The following is a 20402-nucleotide window of genomic DNA, read 5'->3' as shown; positions in this document are numbered from 1 at the left end:
CCGTCAGTCGGTGCGGCGCGCGCGCGCCCCCGGACCGCCGAAGCCGAGCGTGTCCATCGTCGTGACCCGCCCGGTCTCGTCCCGGCTGAACTGCACCCGGCGGGTCGGGTCACCTACGACGGTGAACAGGTCATCGGCCAGCCGCGCCAGCACCACCGGCGGCCGGCGGCCACGCACCACATGCAGGCGGTCGCCTTCGACCGAGACCGTTTGGTCGCCATAGACGCCCGCGTAAGGCGACAGGTCTCCGGAGGCGGCGGTCGAGGTCAGGGCCTCCAGCGCCCAGGCCGCGTCGGTCCGCCCGGGATCGCGCGCGACTATCCCTTCGAGGGCCAGGGCGTGGGCCCGGTCCAGCGCCTGATGCCAGGGAACCGCCACGTCGGGGATGACGCCGGTTCCCTCCCAGTTGCCGCCGGTGTTCGGATTTTTCGGCGAGCCTTGGGAGATGAAGACCCCAAAGCCACCCCCGACGCGCACCATGCCGCCGGGATTGGCGGCCCCGCCCGAAGCCTCGCCGACGATGGTCGCCCGCCGGGCCCCCTGCAGCGTGTAGGGGAAGGCCTCGCCCGCCGAGCCGGTGCGGCCACTGATCAGGATGTAGACCGGGACGTCGACACGCGGGTTCGGATGGAACACCTCGGGAGCCTCGCTCCTCGTCCCCTCGCGGCTGTGAAAGACGTTGTAGATCGGGGCGCCCGCCGGGGTGAAGGCGCTGGTCAGATAGCCGACCATCGACGGCGCCCCTCCGCCGTTGTCCCGCAAGTCGAAGATCACCGCGTCGGCGTCGGCCACGAATGTCAGGGCGGCGTCAGCCGCGCGCCGGGCCGGGTCGGCGGGATTTCTGAAGTCGATATTCGAAAACTGGCGCAGGTCGATATAGCCGACATTGCCGGGCAGGATTTCGACCTTGCGGAACCCATAGTGCCCCCGTGCTTCGGCTGGATTGGGCCCGCCCGGGCCCGGCCCGGGCCCCCCTACCGGGCCACCCGGTCCCGGCCCCCGTCGCGGCCCCGTCGCCTGAGCCTGAGGGTCGTAAGTCACGTTGAAGTGGGCGTCGAACGGACGCAACCGCGCGCTCAGGGCGGCGGCCAGGTCTCGCGGATCGGTGAGGGCGTCAAAGGTCCCGGCCGCGCTTTCGGCCATCAGGACGGCGGCGATCTCCGCCCCCCGGGCCGGATCGAAATAGAGGTCGTGAATGCGTCCGGCGATGGCGCTCACGGTCACACGTGGAGCGGGCGCCTCGACCGTGGCGGCCGCCGCTGCGTCGGACGTCGACGGGCTCTGCCCGAAGGTCGGACCGGTTCCGAGGGCCGTCACCATCGCGACAAGGACGAGTATACGCATCAGGGTATCTCCGGACCGTTGGTGGACAGCGGCAGATCGAGACGGGCGATCAGCCCTCCTTCCTTCCGCCGGATCATGATGACGTCGCCGCCGTGGGCGCGCGCCGCCTGCCGCGCCACTGTCAGGCCGAGGCCCGCGCCGCCGGTTTCACGGCTGCGCGAGCGCTCGCCGCGGTAGAACGGCTCGAACACGGCCTCCAGCTCGGTCTCGGCTACGCCCGGACCGTCGTCCGCCACTTCGACCACCGCGCGGCCGTCCTGGGCGTGAGCCTTCACCCGCGCCGCGCCGCCGTATTTAACGGCGTTGGAGATCAGATTGGCCAGCGCCCGGCGCAGGGCGGCCGGGTCGCCCTTCACCGGCAGAGCGCCGCCGCCCTGAAAACTCACGGCCGCGCCGGTCTCCTCGAAGCCGCCCGCGCAATCGGCCGCCAGCCGTCCGAGATCCAGCGGCTCGCGCCGCTCGGGCGTAGCCTCGCCGCGCACGAAGGCCATGGCCTGGGCGATCAGCGCGTCCATCTCCTCGATGTCGGACGCCATCCGGTCGCGCACCGCCGCCGGCGCCTGCTCGGCCCGGAAACGCAGCCGCGTCAGCGGCGTGCGCAGGTCGTGGGCGATGGCGGCGATGGTCTGGGTCCGCTGGCGCATATGGTTGCGCAGCGAGGCCTGCATTTCGTTGAAGGCATGGATAGCGGTGCGCACCTCGCTCGGGCCGGAGGGGGCCAGCGGCTCGGCGTCGGGGTCGGCCCCCAGCCGTTCGGCGGCGTCGGCGAAGACGCGGATGGGGCGGGTCAGCCGCCGCGCCAGCCACCAGACCAGCGGCGCCAGCAGCAACATCGAAATGCCCAACGCCAGCAGCATCCTGGCCTGCCAAGGCGACAGCAGGCTGCGCGGCGGCTCCACCGTCGCCCAGCGTCCGTCCGGCTGGCGCACGGAGGCCGAGAAGGGCGCGAAGGTCAGCCGGTGCGCCAGCACGGTGAACTCGCGCGTCGTGGAATTGATGACGATCGCCCCGTCGTCGCCGCGCGGCGGCATGTGTCGCCTGTGCAGCTGGGCCGCCACTTCCGCCTGTTCTCCGGTCAGTCTCACCGTGGTCTGGCGGGAGGCCTCGCCCGGGACGTCGACGCCGCGAACCTTGGCGTCGGGACGGACCATGACGAAGTTTGTCGGCGGGGGAGCGCCATGCGGCGGCCGGCTGGGCCGGCGCCTCCGCTGACGATCGACCGTGACCCGCACCATGCCCGGCTGGACGCCCAGCCGTTCCGCCAACCCCGCCGAGATGGCCAGCGCCATGGGATCGACCCGGTCGATACCGGCCGGAGAGACCGGTTCGTCCGTGATCCGCCGCTTGAGAGCGCGTCCGTCGGAGGTTTCGGCCGGTTCGCCCTTCAGCGCGTTCGCCGCCGCCTCGATGCTGAAGCCGGACGGCCGGGGTTCGGGGGCGAGCACCACCACGGCGAAGGCCACGGCCTGTGACATGACCACGGCCAGCGCCGCGAGCGCCGCCACCTGGACCAGGACGGGCAGGGAGGAAGGACGCTTCACGTCCCGTTCCGTCCGGCGCCGTTGTGACGCTCGACCCGCACGTTGAACATGTAGCCCTCGCCGCGCAGCGTCTGGATCATCTCCAGTCCCGACCCGTCGTCGAGCTTCTTGCGCAGCCGGCTGATCTGCACGTCCATGGCCCTGTCGAAGACGTCGGTGTCCGCGCCGCGGGCCCGCTCGAGCAGCTGATCCCGGGTCATGATCCGGCCGGGGCGTTCGGCGAAGGCGCGCAACAGGGCGAACTCGCCGGCTGACAGATTGACGGTCTGCCCGTCCGGTCGCGTCAGCTCCCGGCGCAGGAGGTCCAGCCGCCATCCCGCGAAGGCAAGGCACGGGCCCTCGGCCTCACCCGCCTCGCGCGGCCGGCGCAGAACCGCCCGCACCCGCGCCAGCAGTTCCCGGGGATTGCACGGCTTGGCCAGATAGTCGTCGGCGCCGAGCTCCAGGCCGATGATCCGGTCGGTGTCCTCGCCCATCGCGGAGAGCATGACGATCGGCGGGCCCTTGCCGGCCATGCGCCGGCAGACGGACAGCCCGTCCTCGCCCGGCATCATCAGGTCCAGCACGATCAAATCCGGCGTCCGCGCCGCGATGGCGCGGTCCATCTCGGCCGCCGTCGCCGCCCCTTCGGCCGCGTAGCCGTGCTGGGACAGATAGTCGGTCAGCACCTCGCGGATACCGGGGTCGTCGTCGACGACGAGGATGCGCGGGGCGGCTTCGGCTTGCATGGCGGCCATTGTGACGAACCCTCCTCGCGCCGTCATTTCAGCATTGAAACAATTCGGCGGCTGCATGAAACACCCGCGAAAGGCCAATGTGGTCGAACGGTGAAATACGCACCCGGGAGCCCATGCCTATGCTGACCCTGATCGCCCTTTCCGCCGCCCTGATTCAGGAGCCGCCGGCTCCGCCCGCGCCGCCGGAAGTCCACACCCGCGTCATGGTCATGGGGCCGCACGGTCCGGGATCGCTCGACAAGGACGGAGATGGCCAGGTGTCGCGCGAGGAGTTCGCCGCGCCGCTGAACGATCATTTCGGCCAGATGGACACGAACGGCGACGGCCGCCTCTCCACGGAGGAGATGGCCGGCGGTCATGGCCCGCGTGGAGACGGGAACGTGATGATCGCCCACGGCGGACCGGAGGGCGCCCCCGGCGTCCACCGCTTCGAGATGCGCCGCCCTCACCCCGGCGGCGAGGCGGGCGCGCGTCAGGAGCATGAGATCATCATCCGGGGGCCGGGCGGCCATGGCATGCCGCACGTGATCCATCGGCCGGGCCACGAGGGTCGGGGCGGCGAGACCCGCTTCGAGGTCCGGTCCACCGGCGGTCCCGGTCACCACGCCGACATGGACAAGGATGGCGACGGCAAGGTCAGCGAAGCGGAGTTCACCGGCCCGCTGCGCGAAGCCTTCGCCCGGATGGACGCGGACCACTCGGGCTACATCGAGGAAGGCGAGCGCGGCGGCGACGGCGGCGTCCGGGTCTTCACCCATTGCATCGAGACCCGCGCCGAAGATTGATCGTACCCGTCGTATTCGTGATTTGAGGAACCGGGGTTCGTCGCCCTAAGTGGGTCCGATGAACTTTCGCCGCCTCCTTCTCCGACTGACCGGGTCAGCCGCGATGAGCCTTGCGCTCATCGCGGCGCCGGCGTTCGCGCGCGATCCCGGCGTCCCGGCCCCTGCGGCCGTCGCCGCTGCTCCGGACGTTCCCGCGCCCGCCCGGCCCACCCGTGAACGGGCCCGGATGAACCAGCGGGTCTTCGACCGGGTCTGGAACGAGGTGCGCAGCCAGTACTACGACCCGGGCCTGCATGGCGTGGACTGGAACGCGGCGCGACGCACCTACCGGCCCCGGGCGCTCGCCGCGCCGGATGACCGCGCTCTGTATCGCGTGCTCGGCGAGATGCTCGACCTGCTCGACGACGACCACGCCGGCGTCGCGGCCCCGGCGGTCGCGCGTCGGATCGACACGGTGCGTCAGGCCCGCCCGGCGATCGGCGTGACGCTGCGGGCCGACGCCGGGAAGCCAGGCGTCTACACCGTCGAGAGGGTCCGCGAGGGATCGCCGGCCGAGGTCGCGGGCATCGTCCGCGGCTGGCGGCTGGACACCACCCGTCCCGGCGTCTGGTTTCCCGAACTTGACGTCGCCGAGGGTCAGGCGGTGACATTGGCCCTCATCGACGGGGAGGGCGTCAGCCGGACCCTGACCGTCACGCCCCGGATCATGCAGCCGCGCCCGCCGTTCAACGCCGATCTGTCACGCCCGGGCGTGGCCATCCTGCGCTTCGACGCCTTCGACCCGGGGCTGGGCGACTGGATGGGGCGGCAACTCGCGGCCCTGCCACCGGAAACGGATGTCGTCCTCGACCTGCGGGGCAACCCCGGCGGACGGCTGCTCGAGGCCGACGCGGTGTTGAGTTGCTTCCTGCCGCGCGACCTCGCCTGGGCGACCCGGACCACCCGCTCGGGCCGCGCCATCGTGCTCAAGACCGCCGGCGGCTGCGGCGAACTAGACGCTCCCGCACCCAACGATGTCGCGGTCCTCGTCGACGCCAACAGCCGCAGCGCCGCCGAACTGACCCCCGCCGCGCTGCAGGAAGCCGGTCGCGCCGTCGTCGTCGGCGAGCGGACCGCCGGCGCCGTACTGATTTCGCAGGATACCCGCCTCCCCGATGGCGGCCGCCTCAGCCTCAGCCGTTCCGATTTCGTCACCGCCGGCGGGGTCCGGCTGGAGAAGCGGGGTGTCACGCCCGACGTGGCGGCGCCCGCTGAAGACGAGGACGCGGAGCAGGATCCGGCGCTGGAACTCGCCATCGCCGCGCTGGCCGGTTCGGCGGCCCAGGAAGTCCGGGCCCCTGCGGCGGCTCCGCTCTAGCTGGCGACGGGTCTCACCTTCGAGGCCGCCTCGCGCGCCCGCTCCCGCGCCTCTTCGACGGTGGCGCCCCGCGCCGTGGCCACGCCCATGCGCCGCCGTTCATAGCTCTCAGGCTTGCCGAACAGGCGCAGGTCGGCGGTGGCAACCGCCAGCGCCTCGGCGACCCCCTCGAAGGCGATCCCGGCCGCGTCCATGCCGCCGTAGATCACGGCGCTGGCCCCGACGTCGCGCTGACTGACGTCCACCGGGAGGCCGAGAATGGCCCGCGCATGCAGGGCGAACTCGCTCATCGTCTGGGTCGCCAGGGTCACCAGCCCGGTATCATGCGGCCGCGGCGACACCTCCGAGAACCAGACCTGATCCCCCTTCACGAACAGCTCGACCCCGAACACCCCCAGCCCGCCCAGCGCATCGGTGATCTTGCGCGCGATGTCCTGCGCCGCCGCCAGAGCCGCCGGCGACATCGCCTGCGGTTGCCAGCTCTCGACATAGTCGCCGCGTTCCTGGCGGTGCCCGATCGGGGCGCAGAAGTCGGTCCGCACGGCTCCATCCCGCATCGACCGGACCGTCAGGAGGGTGATCTCGTAGTCGAAATCGATCCGCCCTTCGACGATCACCGTGGACGTCTCGACCCGTCCGCCAGACTGCGCATAGGCCCAGGCGTTCGGCGCATCCTCCACGGCCTCGATCATCGACTGGCCCTTGCCCGAGGATGACATCACCGGCTTCACGAACACCGGCAGGCCGATCCGGTGCGCCGCCTCGGCCAGGTCAGTGGCGCTGCTGACGAAGGCGTAGGGCGAGGTCGGCAGGCCCAGCTCCTCCGCCGCCAGCCGGCGAATGCCCTCCCGGTTCATCGTCAGGTGCACCGCCCGCGCCGTCGGGATGACGACCGCGTGCCTGGCCGCCTCGATCTGGACCAGCGCCTCGGTGGCGATGGCCTCGATCTCCGGCACGATGATGTGCGGCGCCTCGGCGGCGATGACGCCCACCAGCGCCTGTGGGTCGTGCATCGGGATGACATGGCTGCGGTGCGCCACCTGCATGGCCGGGGCGTTCGGATAGCGGTCGACCGCGATCACCTCGGCGCCCAGTCGCTGCAGCTCGATCGCCACTTCCTTGCCCAGCTCGCCGGCCCCCAGGAGCATGACGCGCGTCGCGTTGGAAGACAGGGGCGTGCCGATGCGCATGGTTCAGTCTCCGGTCCGGGCGGGCTCGATCAGGTCCCAGGCGTTGCCATACAGATCCTCGAACACCACCACCTTGCCATAGGTCTCATGCCGCGGCGTCTCGCGGAAACGGACCCCGGCCTCGGTCCAGGCGGCGTAGTCCCGCGTCAGATCGTCGGTCTCGAGGAACAGCCACACCCGGCCGCCGGCCTGGTTTCCAACCGCCGCCCGCTGCTCGGCGGTCGTGGCCCGCGCCAGCAGCAGGGACGTCTGGCCGCCCTTCGGCGTCACCCGCACCCAGCGTTTGCCGGCGCCCATGTCCGTATCCTCGCTGAGCGCGAAACCAAGCGCCCCGACGAAGAAGGCGAGCGCCTCGTCATAGTCGCGGACCAGCAGGCTGACAGCGCCGAGGCGCACCATGGCTAGAGCCGCGCCTTCACCGCCGCCACCACCGCCTCGGCCGTGATCCCGAACTTCTCGTACAGAACCTCGGCCGGGGCGCTGGCCCCGAAGCCTGTCATGCCGACGAAGCCGCCGTCCTCGCCGATGAACCGCTCCCATCCCTGCTGGATGGCGGCCTCGACGGCGACGCGCACCGTGCCCCGGCCCAGCACCGACGCCTGGTAAGCGGCATCCTGCTGGAAGAACAGTTCAAAACAGGGAACCGACACGACGCGCGTGGGCGTGCCTTCTGCCTCCAGCGTCTCCGCCGCAGCCAGCGCCAGCGGAACCTCGGTGCCGGTGGCGAACAGGGTCGCCTTCGCCTCGCCGTTCGCCGCTTTCAGCTCATAGGCGCCGCGCCCCGACAGATTCCCGGACGCCGCTACGGTGCGCACCGCCGCCGTCTTCTGCCGCGACAGGGCCAGGGCCGAAGGCGCGGTCTTGTGTTCCAGCGCCAGCCGCCAGCACTCCATGGCCTCGACCGTGTCGGCGGGGCGGAACACCAGCAGGTTCGGAATTGCCCGCAGCGCCGCCAGATGCTCGACCGGCTGGTGCGTCGGCCCGTCCTCGCCGAGGCCAACCGAATCGTGGGTCAGGACGTGGATGACCCGGATGCCCATCAGGGCCGCCAGCCGGATCGACGGCCGGCTGTAGTCCGAGAACACCATGAAGGTGCCGCCGTAGGGGATCACCCCGCCGTGCAGCGCCATGCCGTTCATCGCCGCGGCCATGCCGTGCTCGCGGATGCCCCAGTTGACGTAGCGGCCCTCATAGGTCGGCGCGTCCAGGATCGGCGTGCCCTTGACGAAGGTGTTGTTCGATCCGGTCAGGTCGGCGGAGCCCCCGATCAGTTCCGGCACGGCCGCGAACAGTTCGTCCAGCGCCGCGCCCGAGGCTTGGCGCGTGGCCTGCGCCGGCTTCGTCTCGACCAGTTCGGCGATCCTGGCGTCCAGCGCCGCGAACGCGCCCTCAGGCAGGTCGCCCTTCATGGCGCGGGTGAAGTCGGCCGCCTGCGACGAGGCGGCGAGGCGCGCTTCCCACGCCTTGCGCGCCTTCGCGCCCCGGCGCCCGACCTTGCGCCACGCCTTCTCGACGCCTTCGGGCAGTTCGAACGGATCGTGCGTCCAGCTCAGGCCCAGACGCGTCGCCGCCACCTCGGCCGCGCCCAGCGCCGCGCCGTGCGTCTTGTGGCTGCCTTCCATGGTCGCCGCGCCGCGCCCGATCTTGGTCCGGCAGGCGATCAGGGTCGGCTTGTCCTGCCGTGTCGCCCATTTCAGCGCCGCGCGGATCTGGTGCTCATTATGGCCGTCGATCGCCTTGACCGCCCAGCCCGCCGACTTGAAGCGCGCCTTCTGGTCGGTCGCGTCCGACAGGCCGACCTTGCCGTCGATGGTGATCTCGTTGTCGTCCCACAGCACGGTCAACTTGTTCAGCCGGTAGCGGCCGGCCAGGGTGATCGCCTCCTGCGACACACCCTCCATCAGGCAGCCGTCGCCGGCGATGACCCAGGTGCGGTGGTCGACGAGGTCCGATCCGTATTTCGCCGCCAGATGCCGCTCGGCCATGGCGAAACCGACCGAATTGGCCAGGCCCTGGCCCAACGGCCCGGTGGTGGTCTCGACCCCCGGCATGTGACCGAACTCGGGGTGGCCCGCGGTCTTCGACCCCCACTGGCGGAAGTTCGACAGCTCCTCCTTCGTCGCGGCCTTGTAGCCGGTCAGGTGCAGCAAGGCGTAGATCAGCATGGAGCCGTGGCCGGCCGACAGGATGAAGCGGTCGCGGTCGGCCCAGTCCGGGCGGCTGGCGTCGAATTTGAGGAATTTCGAGAACAGCACCGTGGCCACGTCAGCCATGCCCATCGGCATGCCGGGGTGGCCGCTCTTGGCCTTCTCGACCCCGTCCATGGCCAGGACCCGGATGGCGTCCGCCATCTGCTTGGAGGTGGCTTTTTCGGATACGGTTCTGGCGTCGGTCACGGGGGGACCTTTCGTCGGGAGGCGGAAAAAGGGAGGCGCGCCGCTTTACCCCGACGCGCGAGCGGGTTCTATACGGATTCTGGAGGATGTGACCTGCATGGACGCTGCATCGGCCGCCAAGGACCGGGTGGATCGCGCTCTGGCGCTGCTCGAACGCCGCCTGCTCGACCTGAAGAGCCGCGCCGCCGCGACCTCCGGCCGCGCCCCCGACGACGATCTGTTCGCGCCCCAACCCTCCAGCGAAACCGATCGCGCTCGCATCCATGAACTCGAATCCGCCAGCCGCGACGCCGCCGAGGTGCTGGCCCGCGCCGCCGACGCCATTCGCGACAGCCTTGCCGAACAGGAGGCGCGCTGATGGCGACGGTGACCGTCGAGATCAACGGCCGCCCCTACGCCGTGGGTTGCGCCGACGGGCAGGAGGAGCGCGTTCGCATCCTCGCCAAACAGTTCGACGGCCATGTGCGTCAGGTGGCGGGCGAGGTCGGCCACGTGGGCGACATCCGCCTGTTCCTGATGGCGGGCCTGTTGCTGGCCGACGAACTGCACGAAGCCCGTCTGGCCAATCCCTCGGCCGAATCTGCGGCGGGCGCCTCGACGGATGGTGTCGCCGAGGCCCTTAACGCCGTCGCCGCCCGGTTGGAAAAGATCGCCCAGGGACTCTGAGCAGGCTCTGACAGCTATGCGTTGACTCGCGATCCGTTTCGTCTGATATTTCTGTTATGACAGAAATATCGAAATTGCCGGGATCGATCGAACGCTTCGTCCTGCACTGGGGCGAGATGGGCGGCTTCTGGGGCGTCAACCGGTCGGTGGCGCAGATCCACGCCTTCCTGCTGACCGCGGAGCGTCCGATGACGGCCGAAGACATCGCCGGCGCCCTGGAGATGGCGCGCTCGAACGTCTCCAACTCCCTCAAGGAGCTGACCAACTGGAACCTGATCCGCCGGGTGCCGATCCGGGGAGATCGCCGCGACCATTTCGAGGCCGAGACTGACGTCTGGGAGGTCGCCTCGCGCATCGCCGCCGGCCGCAAGGCGAAGGAGATCGATCCGGCGCTTGAGACGTTGCGGGCCTGCGTCGCCGAGGCAGAAGGCGACCCGGCGGTGCATCCGGTCGCCCTGAAGCGGCTGAAGGAGATGCTGGAGTTCACCGAGACGATCGACCGCTGGTACGGCCAGATCACCACGGTGGCCCGGCCCAAGCTGATGGCCCTGCTGAAACTGGGCGCACGCATCGCGGCGCTCATACCGGCGGGCAAGTGATCAGGAGAAGGGGACCATGGGCGCCGTGTTCGCGATCGAAGACCGGGAAACCGCCCTGCCGCCGGCCGGCGAACTCGCCGACCTCCGCTTCCGCGCCCTTGTCCCCGCCGGCGACTGGGCGGCCCTCCCGCCGGCGGTTCGCCGCCGGTTCAGCAAACGCCTCGGGGCCGGCGCGACGGTCGCCTATCGGGGCGAGGTCCGCGCCGTCGAGAGCAATCTCGCCGGCCGATGTCTCGCCCAGGCCGCCCGCCTGATCGGCGGACCGCTGCCGCTGGTCTTTCGCCCCGGCGCCAGCGTCGTCACCGTCACCGAGGACGCCGTCGGCCAAGGCCAGGTCTGGACCCGACTGTACGTCCGCCCGACCGGCTTTCCGCAGGTGGTCCACAGCGCCAAGCGCTTCGCCGGCCCGACCGGACTCGAGGAGCATGTCGGCGCTGGCGTCGGCATGGCCCTGACCGTTATGGCCGGAGACGGCGCCCTTACCTTCCGCAGCGCCTTCTATTTCGCCACCGTCCTCGGCTTCCGTCTCCGCCTGCCACGCTGGGCCGAACCCGGCGCCCTCGTCATCACCCATCGCGATCTGGGCGAGGGCCGCTTCGCCTTCACCCTCGCGCTGGATCACCCGCTGTTCGGCCGCCTGCTCGGCCAGGACGCCATTTTCCGGGACGAATAGCCGATGACCGACCTGCTCTGGACCCTTGTGGCGCTCCAGATCGCCATGGGGGCCTTCGACACCCTGTTCCATCACGAGCTGACCGAACGGCTGGCGTGGAAACCGTCCCAGAAAGGGGAGCTGCGCCTGCACGGCGTTCGCAACCTGATCTACGCCGCCCTCTTCGCCCTGATCGGATGGGCCGAACCGAGGGGCGGGCTGGCGGTGGCCCTGATGGTCATCCTCGCCATCGAAGTGCTCATTACCCTGACGGATTTCGTCGAGGAAGATCGCACCCGGCGGCTTCCGGCCTCGGAACGGATCACCCATACCCTGCTGGCCCTGAACTATGGCGCCATCCTGATGCTGTTCCTGCCGCTGCTGGCCCGCTGGGCGGCCGGGCCCACGCAGCTGGTTCCGGCGTCGAACGGACTTTGGGGTCTGATGGCCACCACTGCGGCCGCTGCCGTATTCGTCTTCGGCCTTCGCGATCTGCTGGCCAGCCGCCGGTCCGACCGGCTGGTCCCGCCGGACGCCGCCGCCCTGGGCCGGGAACTGGCCGGGCGCCACCGGATTCTCGTCACCGGAGCCACCGGATTCATCGGTCGCCGGCTCGTGGCGGCGCTGGTTGGGGCCGGGCACGAGGTCATCGCCCTTGTGCGAAATCCCCGGACCGCCGATCTGCCCGTCCCGATCACGCTCGTCACGGACCTCGGCCAGATCGCCGCGGACACCCGTATCGACGCCGTGATTAATCTTGCCGGCGAACCGATCAGCGACAGTCCCTGGACGCTGGCCAGGCGCCGCCGCATCCTGCGTTCGCGCCTGCGAGTCACCCGCGCCGTCCGCCGCCTGATCGCCCGCCTGGAAACCCGTCCCGCGGTTCTCGTCAGCGGCTCGGCCATCGGCTGGTACGGCCTCCACGGCGACGAGCGGCTTGACGAGGCGGGCCCGGCGAGTCCCTGCTTCAGTCACCGGCTGTGCCACGCCTGGGAACAGGCGGCCCGCCCAGTCGCGACGCTCGGCGTCCGGGTGGTGACGCTCCGCATCGGTCTGGTGCTGGGCGTGGACGGCGGGATGTTGTCCCGGCTGCTCATGCCCTTCGAGTTCGGTCTCGGCGGGCCCATGGGATCGGGCGGGCAATGGACGTCATGGATCACGCTGGACGACTGCGTGCGGATGATCCTCCACGCCGTCGGCGAGTCCCACATCTCCGGTCCGCTCAACGTCGTCGCGCCGAACCCGGTGACCAATCGCCAGCTTAGCCAGGCGCTGGGGCGCGCCCTTCGTCGTCCTGCCCTCCTCGCAGCCCCGGCCGCGCCGCTGCGTCTCGCCTTCGGAGCCTTCGCCGAGGAACTGCTTCTGGGCGGGCAGCGGGTGATCCCGGCCCAGGCCGTGGCGACCGGCTTCCGTTTCCGGCATCCGGATCTCGACGCCGCTCTTCACGATATCGTCGGCGCCCGCCCCGTCCGCGCCACTGGTGAAATGCGCGCGTATCCCCTATCTTGGTCCGCGGCGGGTCCTGCTGCGGCCCTCGTCGAAGGCAACATTTCCTCGCGACCTTAATTCACTCGAAGGGAGCTGTCCCTGATCAGGCCCGTGGGCCTGGGCACACGGCGCCCACCTGGCTACCCAGGTCGAGAGGATTTAAACGTCCTTCACGGTTCTTGCGGCGCCGCCACCCTTCTCTCCCTTGTGCGCTATCGCCCGGCTCGCGGAGCCTCGCTGCTTGAGCGCAATCCTCCCCCGCAGGGAGAAGGAAGACCATCCGAAGGATGGTGGAGGGGGCTGCCGATGCGCTACCTTTCGCCAATGATCCAAAAGCACGAACTCCGGGCGGCCATGCGCGCAGCCCGCAAGCGGCTGGCCGGCCTCGACCCGGAGGCCGCGCTACGTGCGGCCGAACACGCGGACAAACTTCCTCCGGCCGAGCTCGTCGCCGTCTATCGCGCCATCGGGTCGGAGATCGACCCGGACGCCCTCTCATTGGCTCTCAACCGCCAAGGTCGACAGCTTTGTCTGCCGGTGGTGATCGAGCGCGACGCACCGATGATCTTCCGCCGCTGGTCGCCCGGCGAGCCGCTCGAGCTCGATTTCGCGGGCGTGCCCGCCCCCTTTCCATTGGCCGAGGCGGTCACGCCCGACCTGATCGTCACCCCCTTGCTGGCCTTCGACGCCGCAGGCGGCCGGCTGGGGCAGGGCGGCGGCTACTACGACCGGACCTTCGCGGCCCTGCCCGCTGCCACCCGCATCGGCTTCGCCTACGCCGGCCAGGAAGTCGAAAATCTCCCCGTTGAGCTGCACGATATCCGCCTGCATGGCGTTCTGACCGAGAGGGGTTATAGAGCCGTCCCATGAGGCAGAGCGTATGAGACTGGCGTTTTTCGGCGACGTGGTGGGCAAGTCCGGCCGCGACGGGCTCAGCGACCATCTGCCTGCCCTCAAGCGTGACCTGAAGCTCGACTTCGTGGTGGTCAACGCCGAGAACGCCGCCGGCGGCTTCGGCATCACCGAGAACACCGCTCGCGAGCTGTTCATGGCGGGCGCCGATTGCCTGACGCTGGGCAACCACAGCTGGGACCAGCGCGAGGCCCTGACCTACATCGTCCGCGAGCCGCGCCTGATCCGCCCGCTCAACTATCCCCGCCTGATGGACGCACCGGGGGCCGGGGCCAATCTGTTCGAGACCCATTCCGGCAAGACCGTGCTGGTCATGAACGTCCTCGGCCGTGTTCACATGGACGCCGTCGACGATCCCTTTGGCGCGGTCGAGAAGGAGCTGGCCGCCTGTCCGCTCGGCATGGCCGCCGACGCCGTCATCGTCGACATCCACTGTGAGGCTACCTCCGAGAAGATGGCCATGGGCCATTTCTGCGATGGCCGCGCCAGCCTCGTTGTCGGCACCCACACCCACGTCCCCACAGCCGACTGTCAGATCCTGACCGGCGGCACCGCCTTCCAGACCGACGCCGGCGCCTGCGCGGACTACGACTCGGTCATCGGCAACGAGAAGGAAGAGCCCCTGCGGCGCTTCACCACCCGCCTCTCCGGCGGCCGTTACACACCGGCTCACGGTCCCGCCACCGTTTGCGGCGTCTATGTCGAGACAGACAACCGCAGCGGCCTGGCCACGCGGGTCGAGCCCATCCGGGTGGGGGGGCGGCTGAGCCAGGCCATTCCACTGGTGGCTTGACAGTGAAGTTTACACGCGTAATCTAATCGGATTACATTCGTAATCACGGAGGTGAACGTGCGTGTACTCCAATATCTCGGCGCCGCTCTGGCGCTCGCCTTGATCCCCGGACTCGCCATCGCCGCGCCTCGATTGACCTTGGCCAGCGTCTTTTCTGACGCCGACGAGACCATGAAGGCTCTGATGCTCCTGCTCATGGCGGCGACCCTGATCGCCATCGTCCTGACCGGGCTGAAGCTGGCCGGCGGCAAGCGCCTGGCCGGCGGATCGGCCTTTGTGTCGGCCCTCCGGCTCGGCGGCCCGCTGCTCGGCTTGCTGGGTGCGGTCTTCGTCCTGCTCAATGGCTTCGTCGGTATCGCCAACGCGGGCGCATCCGTGCCGATGCCGGTGCTCGCCCCCGGCTTCGCGGAAGCCGCGCTCCTGTTCCTGCTCGGCCTGCTGGCGGGCGTGGTCGGAGTCGTCTGCCACTGGATCATCGAGGCGCGCATCGATCGTGCGGTGCTGAGATCCTGAACCCCCGTCAGGTCGCCGTGACCGAGGCCGAGAGCGTGGTGCTCTCGGCGCTCTGGCGTCGGGGGCCCATCTCCTTCACCTCCCTGATCGACGAGGTGAAGGCCGCCCAGCCTTGGGCCGATGCGACCATCAAAACGCTTCTGCATCGCCTGATGCAGAAGGGGGCGGTAAAGTCGGTCAAGGAGGATGGACGCCAGCGGTATCATGCCCTGCTTGACCGCGAGACCTATGTCTCGGGCGAGGTCGAGGCCTTGGTCGATCGCCTCTTCGAGGGCGACCGGGACGCCCTGTCGGCCTTCCTGAAGCGCTGATCGCCATCCTGTCCAGGAGTTAATGGCCGCGGCTGCATCCGCAGCCGGCCGCCGCCGCCTCTCTCCGCAAACCAAGCGGAGTCGTTCGATGCTGAAGATACTCGCCGCCGTCGCGGCCCTCGGCCTTCCCGCCGCCGCCCTGGCCCAGACGCCGACGCCGGAACCGGTGCAGGTCATGGTGCTCGCCGTGCCTCACCTCGATAATCCCGGGCAGGACGTTCACAATGCCACCATCGACCCCGTCACCACGCCGGAGAAGCAGGCCCAGCTGGCGCGGGTCGCCGAGGATCTCGCGCGCTTCCGTCCGACGGCAATCGCCATCGAACGGGTGGCGGCCGATCCCTCGACCATGGTCGACCCCCAGTTTGCCGACTACCGCCCCGACTGGCTGCTGTCCCGCGCCGACGAGCGGGTTCAGATCGGCTACCGCCTCGCCGAGCTGGCCGGAGTCGAGCGCGTTTACGCCGTCGACGAGAAGGACCGCGAGGGTCAGCCGAGCTACTTCCCCTACGGCGCCGTGGTCGCCTGGGCCGGAGCCAACGGCCGCTCGGGCGACCTGCAGGCCTGGGGCGGCGAAGTCCAGGCTTTCCTCGCCGAAATGGAGCGCCGCCAGCGCACCGAGACCCTCGGGCGGCTGCTGGCCCAGGTGAACGCTCCCGGCGTCGCGATGAGCACGGCGAACGCGCCGATGTACTACCGCTTCCTGTCGTTCGGCTCAGGCGAGGAGATGCCGGGCGCCGAGCTCAACGGCCGCTGGTACACCCGCAACGCCATGATCTTCGCCAGACTGATGCAGGTCGCCGAGCCCGGCGACCGGATCGTGCTGATGTTCGGCGCCGGTCACGCCTACTGGCTTCGCCACTTCGTCTCGACGACGCCGGGCTACGTGCTGGTCGAACCGACCGACTACCTGACCGAAGGCTAGCCTCGATCAGGCGGCCACCACCCGCGCGTCCCCGCTCGCCACCGCCAGTTTCGCCCGCGTCGCCAGCGTCCCGCCGCGCTCCGACACCTTGTCCAGGACCTTGAACTCGGTCTGCCACCGTTCCGGCGTGACGTCGCAAACGACGTAGCCGCGCTGGGCGTTGTTGAATTTCAGGAACGGGTTCTCGGCCAGATAGCGGCGGCCGTCGGCGCGCTGGTCCTGGCCGTCGCCCGATGAGCTGATCGAGGTGGTGACGAACTCCACCGCCACCGGCGCCCCCTCCGGATTGCGGCTGTCGAGGTGCAGCTCGCCGGCGTAGTTCTGGTGCTCGTCCCCGGTCAGGACGACGGTGTTGCCGATCCGCCTGTCTCTCAGCCGGTTCAGCAAGCGCTGGCGCGGAATGCGGTAGCCCGCCCAGGTGTCGAGGTTGTAGCCCGGCTCCGGCCCCTCCTTGCGGTCGAGGTCCATGACCATGATCTGCTGCGCCAGCACCTTCCAGTGCGCGTTGCTGCGCTCGAGGTTGCGGTACAGCCACGCCTCCTGCGCCTCGCCGAGGACCTGTACGGCCGGGTCGGACACGGCCGGGCAGGTCGCCGCCCAGTCGTCGTCGCAGGGCTGGTTCGACCGATACGACCGGGTGTCGAGGAAGTTCAGGTCCAGCAGGTCGCCCCACGCCGCGTGCCGGTAAAGCTGGATGCCGGCCCCGCGCGGAAACGCTGACCGGCGCAGCGGCATATGCTCGTAAAAGGCCTGCGCCGCCGCCTGCCGCCGCAGCAGGAACACCTCCGGCGGCACGCCGTCGTCGAGGTCGGAGACCCAGTTGTTGGCGATCTCGTGGTCGTCCCAGGTCACGAACCACGCGGCCGCCGCGTGGCTGGCCTGCAGGTCCGTATCCAGCTTGTACTGGGCGTAGCGCCGCCGGTAGTCGTCCAGCGAATAGCATTCGCCGCCGAGGTGCTGGCGCGGGTTCTCGATGGTCCCGCCGGACCCGGTATAGGTCCGGTTGCCCCGTCCTTCGTAGATGTAGTCGCCGTAGCAGTAGACGAAGTCCAGGCCCTCAGCCGCCGCCTTCCGGTGCGCGGTGTAGAAGCCCTGCTCATAGGCTTGGCACCCCAGTATCCCGAACCGGGCCTGCGCCACGCGCACGCCCGGCGCCGGCGCGGTCTTCGCGCGCCCGGACGGCGTCCGCTCGGCCCCGGCGATGAAGCGGTAGAAATACTCCCGGCCGGGCTCCAGCCCCTCGACCTCGACGTGGACCGAGTGGCCCATCTCCGGCCGGGCGACCGCCTCGCCCTTCTGCACGATGTTCGAAAAGCCGCGGTCGGCCGCCACCTCCCATTTCACCGGCACGGGCGCCGACGGCATGCCATGACCCATCTCGAGCGGGCGAGGGGCCAGTCGCGTCCAGAGCACGAACCCGTCCGGCGTCGGATCGCCGGCCGCTATGCCCAGCTGGAACGGATATTCCGCGAACACCGGGTCGGCCAGCGCCTGCCGCCCATGGCCCAGCGACACGCCGCCGGCGGCGAGCGCGAGCATCAAGCCGCGGCGGGAGACGGAAGAGGGCAGGATCATTCGGGGCGCTCCGCGGTTCGCAGGTCTGACCTAGCCGGGAAATATGACGGACGTCACTCGCTCGATGTCGAGGCCGGTCGCCAGGCCTGCAGGGCGGCGATCTCGGCCCTGCGCGTATCGATGGTGGTCTGCGCCAACTGGCGAAGCGCGGGATCGGCCGTCTCCCGCAACGAGGCCTCCGCCCGGGCGATGGCGGCGCGGTGTTCTGCGATCGCCTCCTCGACATAGGCTTGATCGCCGGTCGGAGCCGACGGCGCAGCTGCCGCCTCCGCCGTAGTCCTGGTCGCCGCCGCCTGATGCGCGGCCGACGCTTCGCGCAACGCCTGCTCGACCGGATCGCCGCCCCCCTCGCAGGCGGACAGAGCCAGGGCGACTCCCGCCAGGACGACCGGCAGAAGCCGCATCAGGCGTTCCTCTCGATCCAGTTCGGCAGCCAGCTCTCGTGCATCTCCCGCAGGTGCTCGAGCGGCAGGCGGAACAGGTCGCCGTCGGGTCCGCCCGAGGCGAAGTCGCGTCCCTTCGCCCGGCCCACGACGCTGGCGTGGACGCCCGCGGCCTGCGCCGCCGCGATGACGTCTGTCGCCTCCGGCACGGCCACCAGATAGCGCGCCTGGTCCTCGCCGAAGAGCAGGATGTGGGCGTGGGTCGCCGAGCTGGCGTCCAGCTCCACGCCGACATCCGAGGCCAGCGCCAGGTCCGCCGCCGCGCCGATCAGCCCGCCGTCCGACAGGTCGTGCACCACCGTCAATTCGCCGGCCTCGATCAGACCGCGCACGAAGTCGCCCGTCTTCTTCTCCAGCATCAGGTCGACCGGCGGCGGCGCGCCGTCCTCGCGGCCCAGCACCTCGCGCAGATAGATCGATGAGCCGAGCTCGCCGACCGTCTCGCCGATCAGCACCAGGACGTCGCCTTCGCTCATGCCGCCGAAGCCGGTGACCACGTCGTAGTTGGTCAGCAGGCCCACCGCTCCGACGGTCGGGGTCGGCGGAATGGCCGCGCCATTGGTCTCGTTGTAGAGGCTGACGTTGCCGCTCACGACCGGGAAGTCCAGCACCCGGCAGGCCTCGGCCATGCCGTCGATTGCGCGCACGATCTGGCCCATGATCTCGGGCCGCTGCGGATTGCCGAAGTTGAGGTTGTCGGTGATGGCGATCGGCCGGCTGCCCACCGCCGTCAGGTTGCGCCAGGCCTCGGCCACCGCCTGCTTGCCGCCCTCATAGGGGTCCGCCTGAACATAACGCGGCGTCACGTCCGAGGTCATCGCCAGACCCTTGTCGGTGCCATGCACCCGCACCACGCCCGCGTCGGCGCCGGTGGACGAGTCCTGCAGGGTGTCGGCCATGACGTGGCGGTCGTACTGCTCCCAGATCCAGCGCTTCGACGCCATGTCAGGGCAGGTCACCACCTTGATCACGGCGTCGACCCAGCTCTCCGGCGCCGGGACCTCCTTCGGGTCGAGGCGCGGCTGCAGTTCCGGCTGCACCCAGGGCCGGTCGTACAGCGGCGCATCGTCGAACAGCGGGGCCAGCGGCACGTCGCACACGGTCTCGCCGTGATGCTTCAGCACCAGATGGCCCGTGTCGGTGGTCTTGCCGATGACCGCGGCGTCGAGTCCCCATTTCTCGAAGATGCGGTAGCCGTCCTGCTCGCGTCCCGGCTTCAGCACCGCCAGCATCCGCTCCTGGCTCTCCGACAGCATCATCTCATAAGCCGTCATGCCCTCCTCGCGCTGGGGCACGGCGTCCATGTTCAGCTCAATGCCGACGCCGCCCTTGCCGGCCATCTCGACCGACGACGAGGTCAGGCCCGCCGCGCCCATGTCCTGGATCGCCGCCACGGCCCCCGAGGCCATCAGCTCCAGCGTGGCCTCGATCAGAAGCTTCTCGGCGAAGGGGTCGCCGACCTGCACGGTCGGGCGCTTCTCGTCGGAATCCTCGTCGAACTCAGCGCTCGCCATGGTCGCGCCGTGGATGCCGTCGCGCCCCGTCTTCGACCCGAAATAAACGACCGACAGGCCCGGCGCCGGCGCGGCCGAGTAGAACAGGCTGTCGGCCTTGGCGAGGCCCACGCACATGGCGTTGACCAGGATGTTGCCGTTGTAGCCGCGATGGAAATTGGTCTCGCCGCCCACCGTCGGCACGCCGACGCAGTTGCCGTAGCCGCCGATGCCCGAGACCACGCCCTTGACCAGCCGCTTCGTCTTCTCGTGCGACGGATCGCCGAAACGCAGCGCGTTCAGCAGGGCCACCGGCCGCGCGCCCATGGTGAAGACGTCGCGCATGATGCCGCCCACGCCCGTCGCCGCGCCCTGGTAGGGCTCGATGTAGGAGGGGTGGTTGTGGCTCTCCATCTTGAAGATGGCGGCCTGGCCATCGCCGATGTCGATCACTCCGGCATTCTCGCCGGGGCCGCAAATCACCCAGGGGGCGGCGGTCGGAAGCTTCTTCAGATGGGCGCGCGAGCTCTTGTACGAGCAATGCTCCGACCACATCACCGAGAAGATGCCGAGCTCGGTGAGGTTGGGCTCGCGGCCGAGCGCCTCGACGACGCGCGCATATTCCTCGCCGGTAAGCCCGTGCTCGGCGATGATCCGCGGGCTGATCGCGTCCGGCATGGCC

General features: G+C 70.0%; 20 protein-coding genes, 1 other RNA gene and 1 pseudogene. 13 read left to right on the top strand and 9 right to left on the bottom strand.

Annotation, left to right across the window (positions count from 1 at the left end; genetic code table 11):
* Nucleotides 1–3 precede the first annotated feature (3 nt).
* From VEC04_RS00220 to VEC04_RS00210, 3 genes are read right to left on the bottom strand one after another with little or no spacing between them, the layout of a single operon-like run.
* Nucleotides 4–1344 carry a S41 family peptidase gene (locus VEC04_RS00220; RefSeq protein WP_324772641.1) on the bottom strand — a complete coding sequence of 447 codons (1341 nt, stop codon included), beginning with the start codon at nucleotides 1342–1344 and terminating at the stop codon, nucleotides 4–6.
* Nucleotides 1344–2885 (bottom strand): ATP-binding protein, encoded by a 1542-nt coding sequence (locus tag VEC04_RS00215; protein WP_324772639.1) that lies wholly within the window; start codon nucleotides 2883–2885, stop codon nucleotides 1344–1346. The genes VEC04_RS00220 and VEC04_RS00215 overlap by 1 nt, the downstream gene beginning before the upstream one ends.
* Nucleotides 2882–3622 carry a response regulator gene (locus tag VEC04_RS00210; protein WP_324772637.1) on the bottom strand — a complete coding sequence of 247 codons (741 nt, stop codon included), beginning with the start codon at nucleotides 3620–3622 and terminating at the stop codon, nucleotides 2882–2884. Before VEC04_RS00210 ends, VEC04_RS00215 begins: the two co-directional genes overlap by 4 nt.
* 119 nt (nucleotides 3623–3741) lie before the next feature.
* Here VEC04_RS00210 and VEC04_RS00205 point away from each other — a divergent pair, with 119 nt between their 5' ends.
* Together VEC04_RS00205 and VEC04_RS00200 are read left to right on the top strand one after the other, a co-directional pair.
* Nucleotides 3742–4407, top strand: coding sequence for an EF-hand domain-containing protein (locus VEC04_RS00205; protein WP_324772635.1), 666 nt, complete (start codon nucleotides 3742–3744; stop codon nucleotides 4405–4407).
* Between the two features lie 103 nt (nucleotides 4408–4510).
* Nucleotides 4511–5764: a S41 family peptidase gene (locus VEC04_RS00200; protein WP_324772633.1), complete on the top strand. Its 1254-nt coding sequence runs from the start codon at nucleotides 4511–4513 to the stop codon at nucleotides 5762–5764.
* Here the strand turns inward: VEC04_RS00200 and purT are convergent.
* From purT to tkt, 3 genes are read right to left on the bottom strand one after another with little or no spacing between them, the layout of a single operon-like run.
* Nucleotides 5761–6954: a formate-dependent phosphoribosylglycinamide formyltransferase gene (gene purT / locus VEC04_RS00195; RefSeq protein ID WP_324772631.1), complete on the bottom strand. Its 1194-nt coding sequence runs from the start codon at nucleotides 6952–6954 to the stop codon at nucleotides 5761–5763. The two genes, VEC04_RS00200 and purT, sit on opposite strands and share 4 nt — an antisense overlap.
* A gap of 3 nt (nucleotides 6955–6957) precedes the next feature.
* Nucleotides 6958–7353, bottom strand: a complete 396-nt coding sequence (locus VEC04_RS00190) for a VOC family protein (RefSeq protein ID WP_324772629.1) — start codon at nucleotides 7351–7353, stop codon at nucleotides 6958–6960.
* 2 nt (nucleotides 7354–7355) lie between these two features.
* Nucleotides 7356–9350 (bottom strand): transketolase, encoded by a 1995-nt coding sequence (tkt, locus tag VEC04_RS00185; protein ID WP_324772627.1) that lies wholly within the window; start codon nucleotides 9348–9350, stop codon nucleotides 7356–7358.
* 97 nt (nucleotides 9351–9447) lie between these two features.
* On the opposite strand from tkt, the gene VEC04_RS00180 reads away from it, so the two are divergent.
* The 11 genes and pseudogenes from VEC04_RS00180 (at nucleotide 9448) to VEC04_RS00130 (ending at nucleotide 16209) form a co-directional block, all read left to right on the top strand.
* Nucleotides 9448–9708 carry a hypothetical protein gene (locus tag VEC04_RS00180; protein WP_324772625.1) on the top strand — a complete coding sequence of 87 codons (261 nt, stop codon included), beginning with the start codon at nucleotides 9448–9450 and terminating at the stop codon, nucleotides 9706–9708.
* Entirely contained in the window at nucleotides 9708–10016 is a 309-nt protein-coding gene (locus VEC04_RS00175) for a cell division protein ZapA (RefSeq protein ID WP_324772623.1), read from the top strand. The genes VEC04_RS00180 and VEC04_RS00175 overlap by 1 nt, the downstream gene beginning before the upstream one ends.
* 74 nt (nucleotides 10017–10090) lie before the next feature.
* Nucleotides 10091–10615 carry a GbsR/MarR family transcriptional regulator gene (locus tag VEC04_RS00170; RefSeq protein WP_324772621.1) on the top strand — a complete coding sequence of 175 codons (525 nt, stop codon included), beginning with the start codon at nucleotides 10091–10093 and terminating at the stop codon, nucleotides 10613–10615.
* A gap of 16 nt (nucleotides 10616–10631) precedes the next feature.
* The gene (locus VEC04_RS14180; protein WP_414642619.1) at nucleotides 10632–11288 is read left to right on the top strand and encodes a DUF4166 domain-containing protein; all 657 of its coding nucleotides are present in this window, start codon (nucleotides 10632–10634) and stop codon (nucleotides 11286–11288) included.
* Nucleotides 11289–11291: 3 nt separating this feature from the next.
* A pseudogene (locus VEC04_RS14175) lies at nucleotides 11292–12659 on the top strand (TIGR01777 family oxidoreductase); the annotation flags it as partial.
* 127 nt (nucleotides 12660–12786) lie between these two features.
* A non-coding RNA gene (gene ssrS / locus VEC04_RS00155) (6S RNA) lies at nucleotides 12787–12947 on the top strand.
* Between the two features lie 114 nt (nucleotides 12948–13061).
* Nucleotides 13062–13625: a 5-formyltetrahydrofolate cyclo-ligase gene (locus VEC04_RS00150; RefSeq protein ID WP_324772615.1), complete on the top strand. Its 564-nt coding sequence runs from the start codon at nucleotides 13062–13064 to the stop codon at nucleotides 13623–13625.
* A 10-nt stretch (nucleotides 13626–13635) separates the two neighbouring features.
* A complete protein-coding gene (locus VEC04_RS00145; RefSeq protein ID WP_324772613.1) occupies nucleotides 13636–14460 on the top strand; it encodes a TIGR00282 family metallophosphoesterase in 825 nt (274 codons plus the stop codon).
* A 57-nt stretch (nucleotides 14461–14517) separates the two neighbouring features.
* Complete coding sequence (locus VEC04_RS00140) at nucleotides 14518–14973, top strand: MotA/TolQ/ExbB proton channel family protein (protein WP_324772611.1); 456 nt, start codon at nucleotides 14518–14520, stop codon at nucleotides 14971–14973.
* 17 nt (nucleotides 14974–14990) lie between these two features.
* Complete coding sequence (locus VEC04_RS00135) at nucleotides 14991–15284, top strand: BlaI/MecI/CopY family transcriptional regulator (protein ID WP_324772609.1); 294 nt, start codon at nucleotides 14991–14993, stop codon at nucleotides 15282–15284.
* Between the two features lie 88 nt (nucleotides 15285–15372).
* Nucleotides 15373–16209, top strand: coding sequence for a DUF5694 domain-containing protein (locus VEC04_RS00130; protein ID WP_324772607.1), 837 nt, complete (start codon nucleotides 15373–15375; stop codon nucleotides 16207–16209).
* 6 nt (nucleotides 16210–16215) lie between these two features.
* Here the strand turns inward: VEC04_RS00130 and VEC04_RS00125 are convergent, their stop codons facing one another.
* From VEC04_RS00125 to purL, 3 genes are read right to left on the bottom strand one after another with little or no spacing between them, the layout of a single operon-like run.
* Complete coding sequence (locus VEC04_RS00125) at nucleotides 16216–17784, bottom strand: alkaline phosphatase D family protein (protein ID WP_324772606.1); 1569 nt, start codon at nucleotides 17782–17784, stop codon at nucleotides 16216–16218.
* A 53-nt stretch (nucleotides 17785–17837) separates the two neighbouring features.
* Nucleotides 17838–18188 (bottom strand): DUF305 domain-containing protein, encoded by a 351-nt coding sequence (locus VEC04_RS00120; protein ID WP_324772604.1) that lies wholly within the window; start codon nucleotides 18186–18188, stop codon nucleotides 17838–17840.
* Entirely contained in the window at nucleotides 18188–20398 is a 2211-nt protein-coding gene (purL, locus tag VEC04_RS00115) for a phosphoribosylformylglycinamidine synthase subunit PurL (RefSeq protein ID WP_324772663.1), read from the bottom strand. The genes VEC04_RS00120 and purL overlap by 1 nt, the downstream gene beginning before the upstream one ends.
* Nucleotides 20399–20402: the final 4 nt, after the last annotated feature.

This window comes from Brevundimonas sp. (assembly GCF_035626535.1).
Classification (GTDB): Bacteria; Pseudomonadota; Alphaproteobacteria; order Caulobacterales; family Caulobacteraceae; genus Brevundimonas.
The sequence above is the reverse complement of the archived record's forward strand: the minus strand, read 5'-3'. Positions and strand labels throughout refer to the sequence as shown.

Excerpts from the sequence above, each read along its gene's own strand:
- VEC04_RS00220 (WP_324772641.1), bottom strand. The coding sequence starts at position 1,344 with ATGCGTATACTCGTCCTTGTCGCGATGGTGACGGCCCTCGGAACCGGT.
- VEC04_RS00210 (WP_324772637.1), bottom strand. The coding sequence starts at position 3,622 with ATGGCCGCCATGCAAGCCGAAGCCGCCCCGCGCATCCTCGTCGTCGAC.
- VEC04_RS00205 (WP_324772635.1), top strand. The coding sequence starts at position 3,742 with ATGCTGACCCTGATCGCCCTTTCCGCCGCCCTGATTCAGGAGCCGCCG.
- VEC04_RS00200 (WP_324772633.1), top strand. The coding sequence starts at position 4,511 with ATGAGCCTTGCGCTCATCGCGGCGCCGGCGTTCGCGCGCGATCCCGGC.
- purT (WP_324772631.1), bottom strand. The coding sequence starts at position 6,954 with ATGCGCATCGGCACGCCCCTGTCTTCCAACGCGACGCGCGTCATGCTC.
- VEC04_RS00190 (WP_324772629.1), bottom strand. The coding sequence starts at position 7,353 with ATGGTGCGCCTCGGCGCTGTCAGCCTGCTGGTCCGCGACTATGACGAG.
- VEC04_RS00180 (WP_324772625.1), top strand. The coding sequence starts at position 9,448 with ATGGACGCTGCATCGGCCGCCAAGGACCGGGTGGATCGCGCTCTGGCG.
- VEC04_RS00175 (WP_324772623.1), top strand. The coding sequence starts at position 9,708 with ATGGCGACGGTGACCGTCGAGATCAACGGCCGCCCCTACGCCGTGGGT.
- VEC04_RS14180 (WP_414642619.1), top strand. The coding sequence starts at position 10,632 with ATGGGCGCCGTGTTCGCGATCGAAGACCGGGAAACCGCCCTGCCGCCG.
- VEC04_RS00150 (WP_324772615.1), top strand. The coding sequence starts at position 13,062 with ATGCGCTACCTTTCGCCAATGATCCAAAAGCACGAACTCCGGGCGGCC.
- VEC04_RS00145 (WP_324772613.1), top strand. The coding sequence starts at position 13,636 with ATGAGACTGGCGTTTTTCGGCGACGTGGTGGGCAAGTCCGGCCGCGAC.
- VEC04_RS00130 (WP_324772607.1), top strand. The coding sequence starts at position 15,373 with ATGCTGAAGATACTCGCCGCCGTCGCGGCCCTCGGCCTTCCCGCCGCC.
- VEC04_RS00125 (WP_324772606.1), bottom strand. The coding sequence starts at position 17,784 with ATGATCCTGCCCTCTTCCGTCTCCCGCCGCGGCTTGATGCTCGCGCTC.
- VEC04_RS00120 (WP_324772604.1), bottom strand. The coding sequence starts at position 18,188 with ATGCGGCTTCTGCCGGTCGTCCTGGCGGGAGTCGCCCTGGCTCTGTCC.
- purL (WP_324772663.1), bottom strand. The coding sequence starts at position 20,398 with ATGCCGGACGCGATCAGCCCGCGGATCATCGCCGAGCACGGGCTTACC.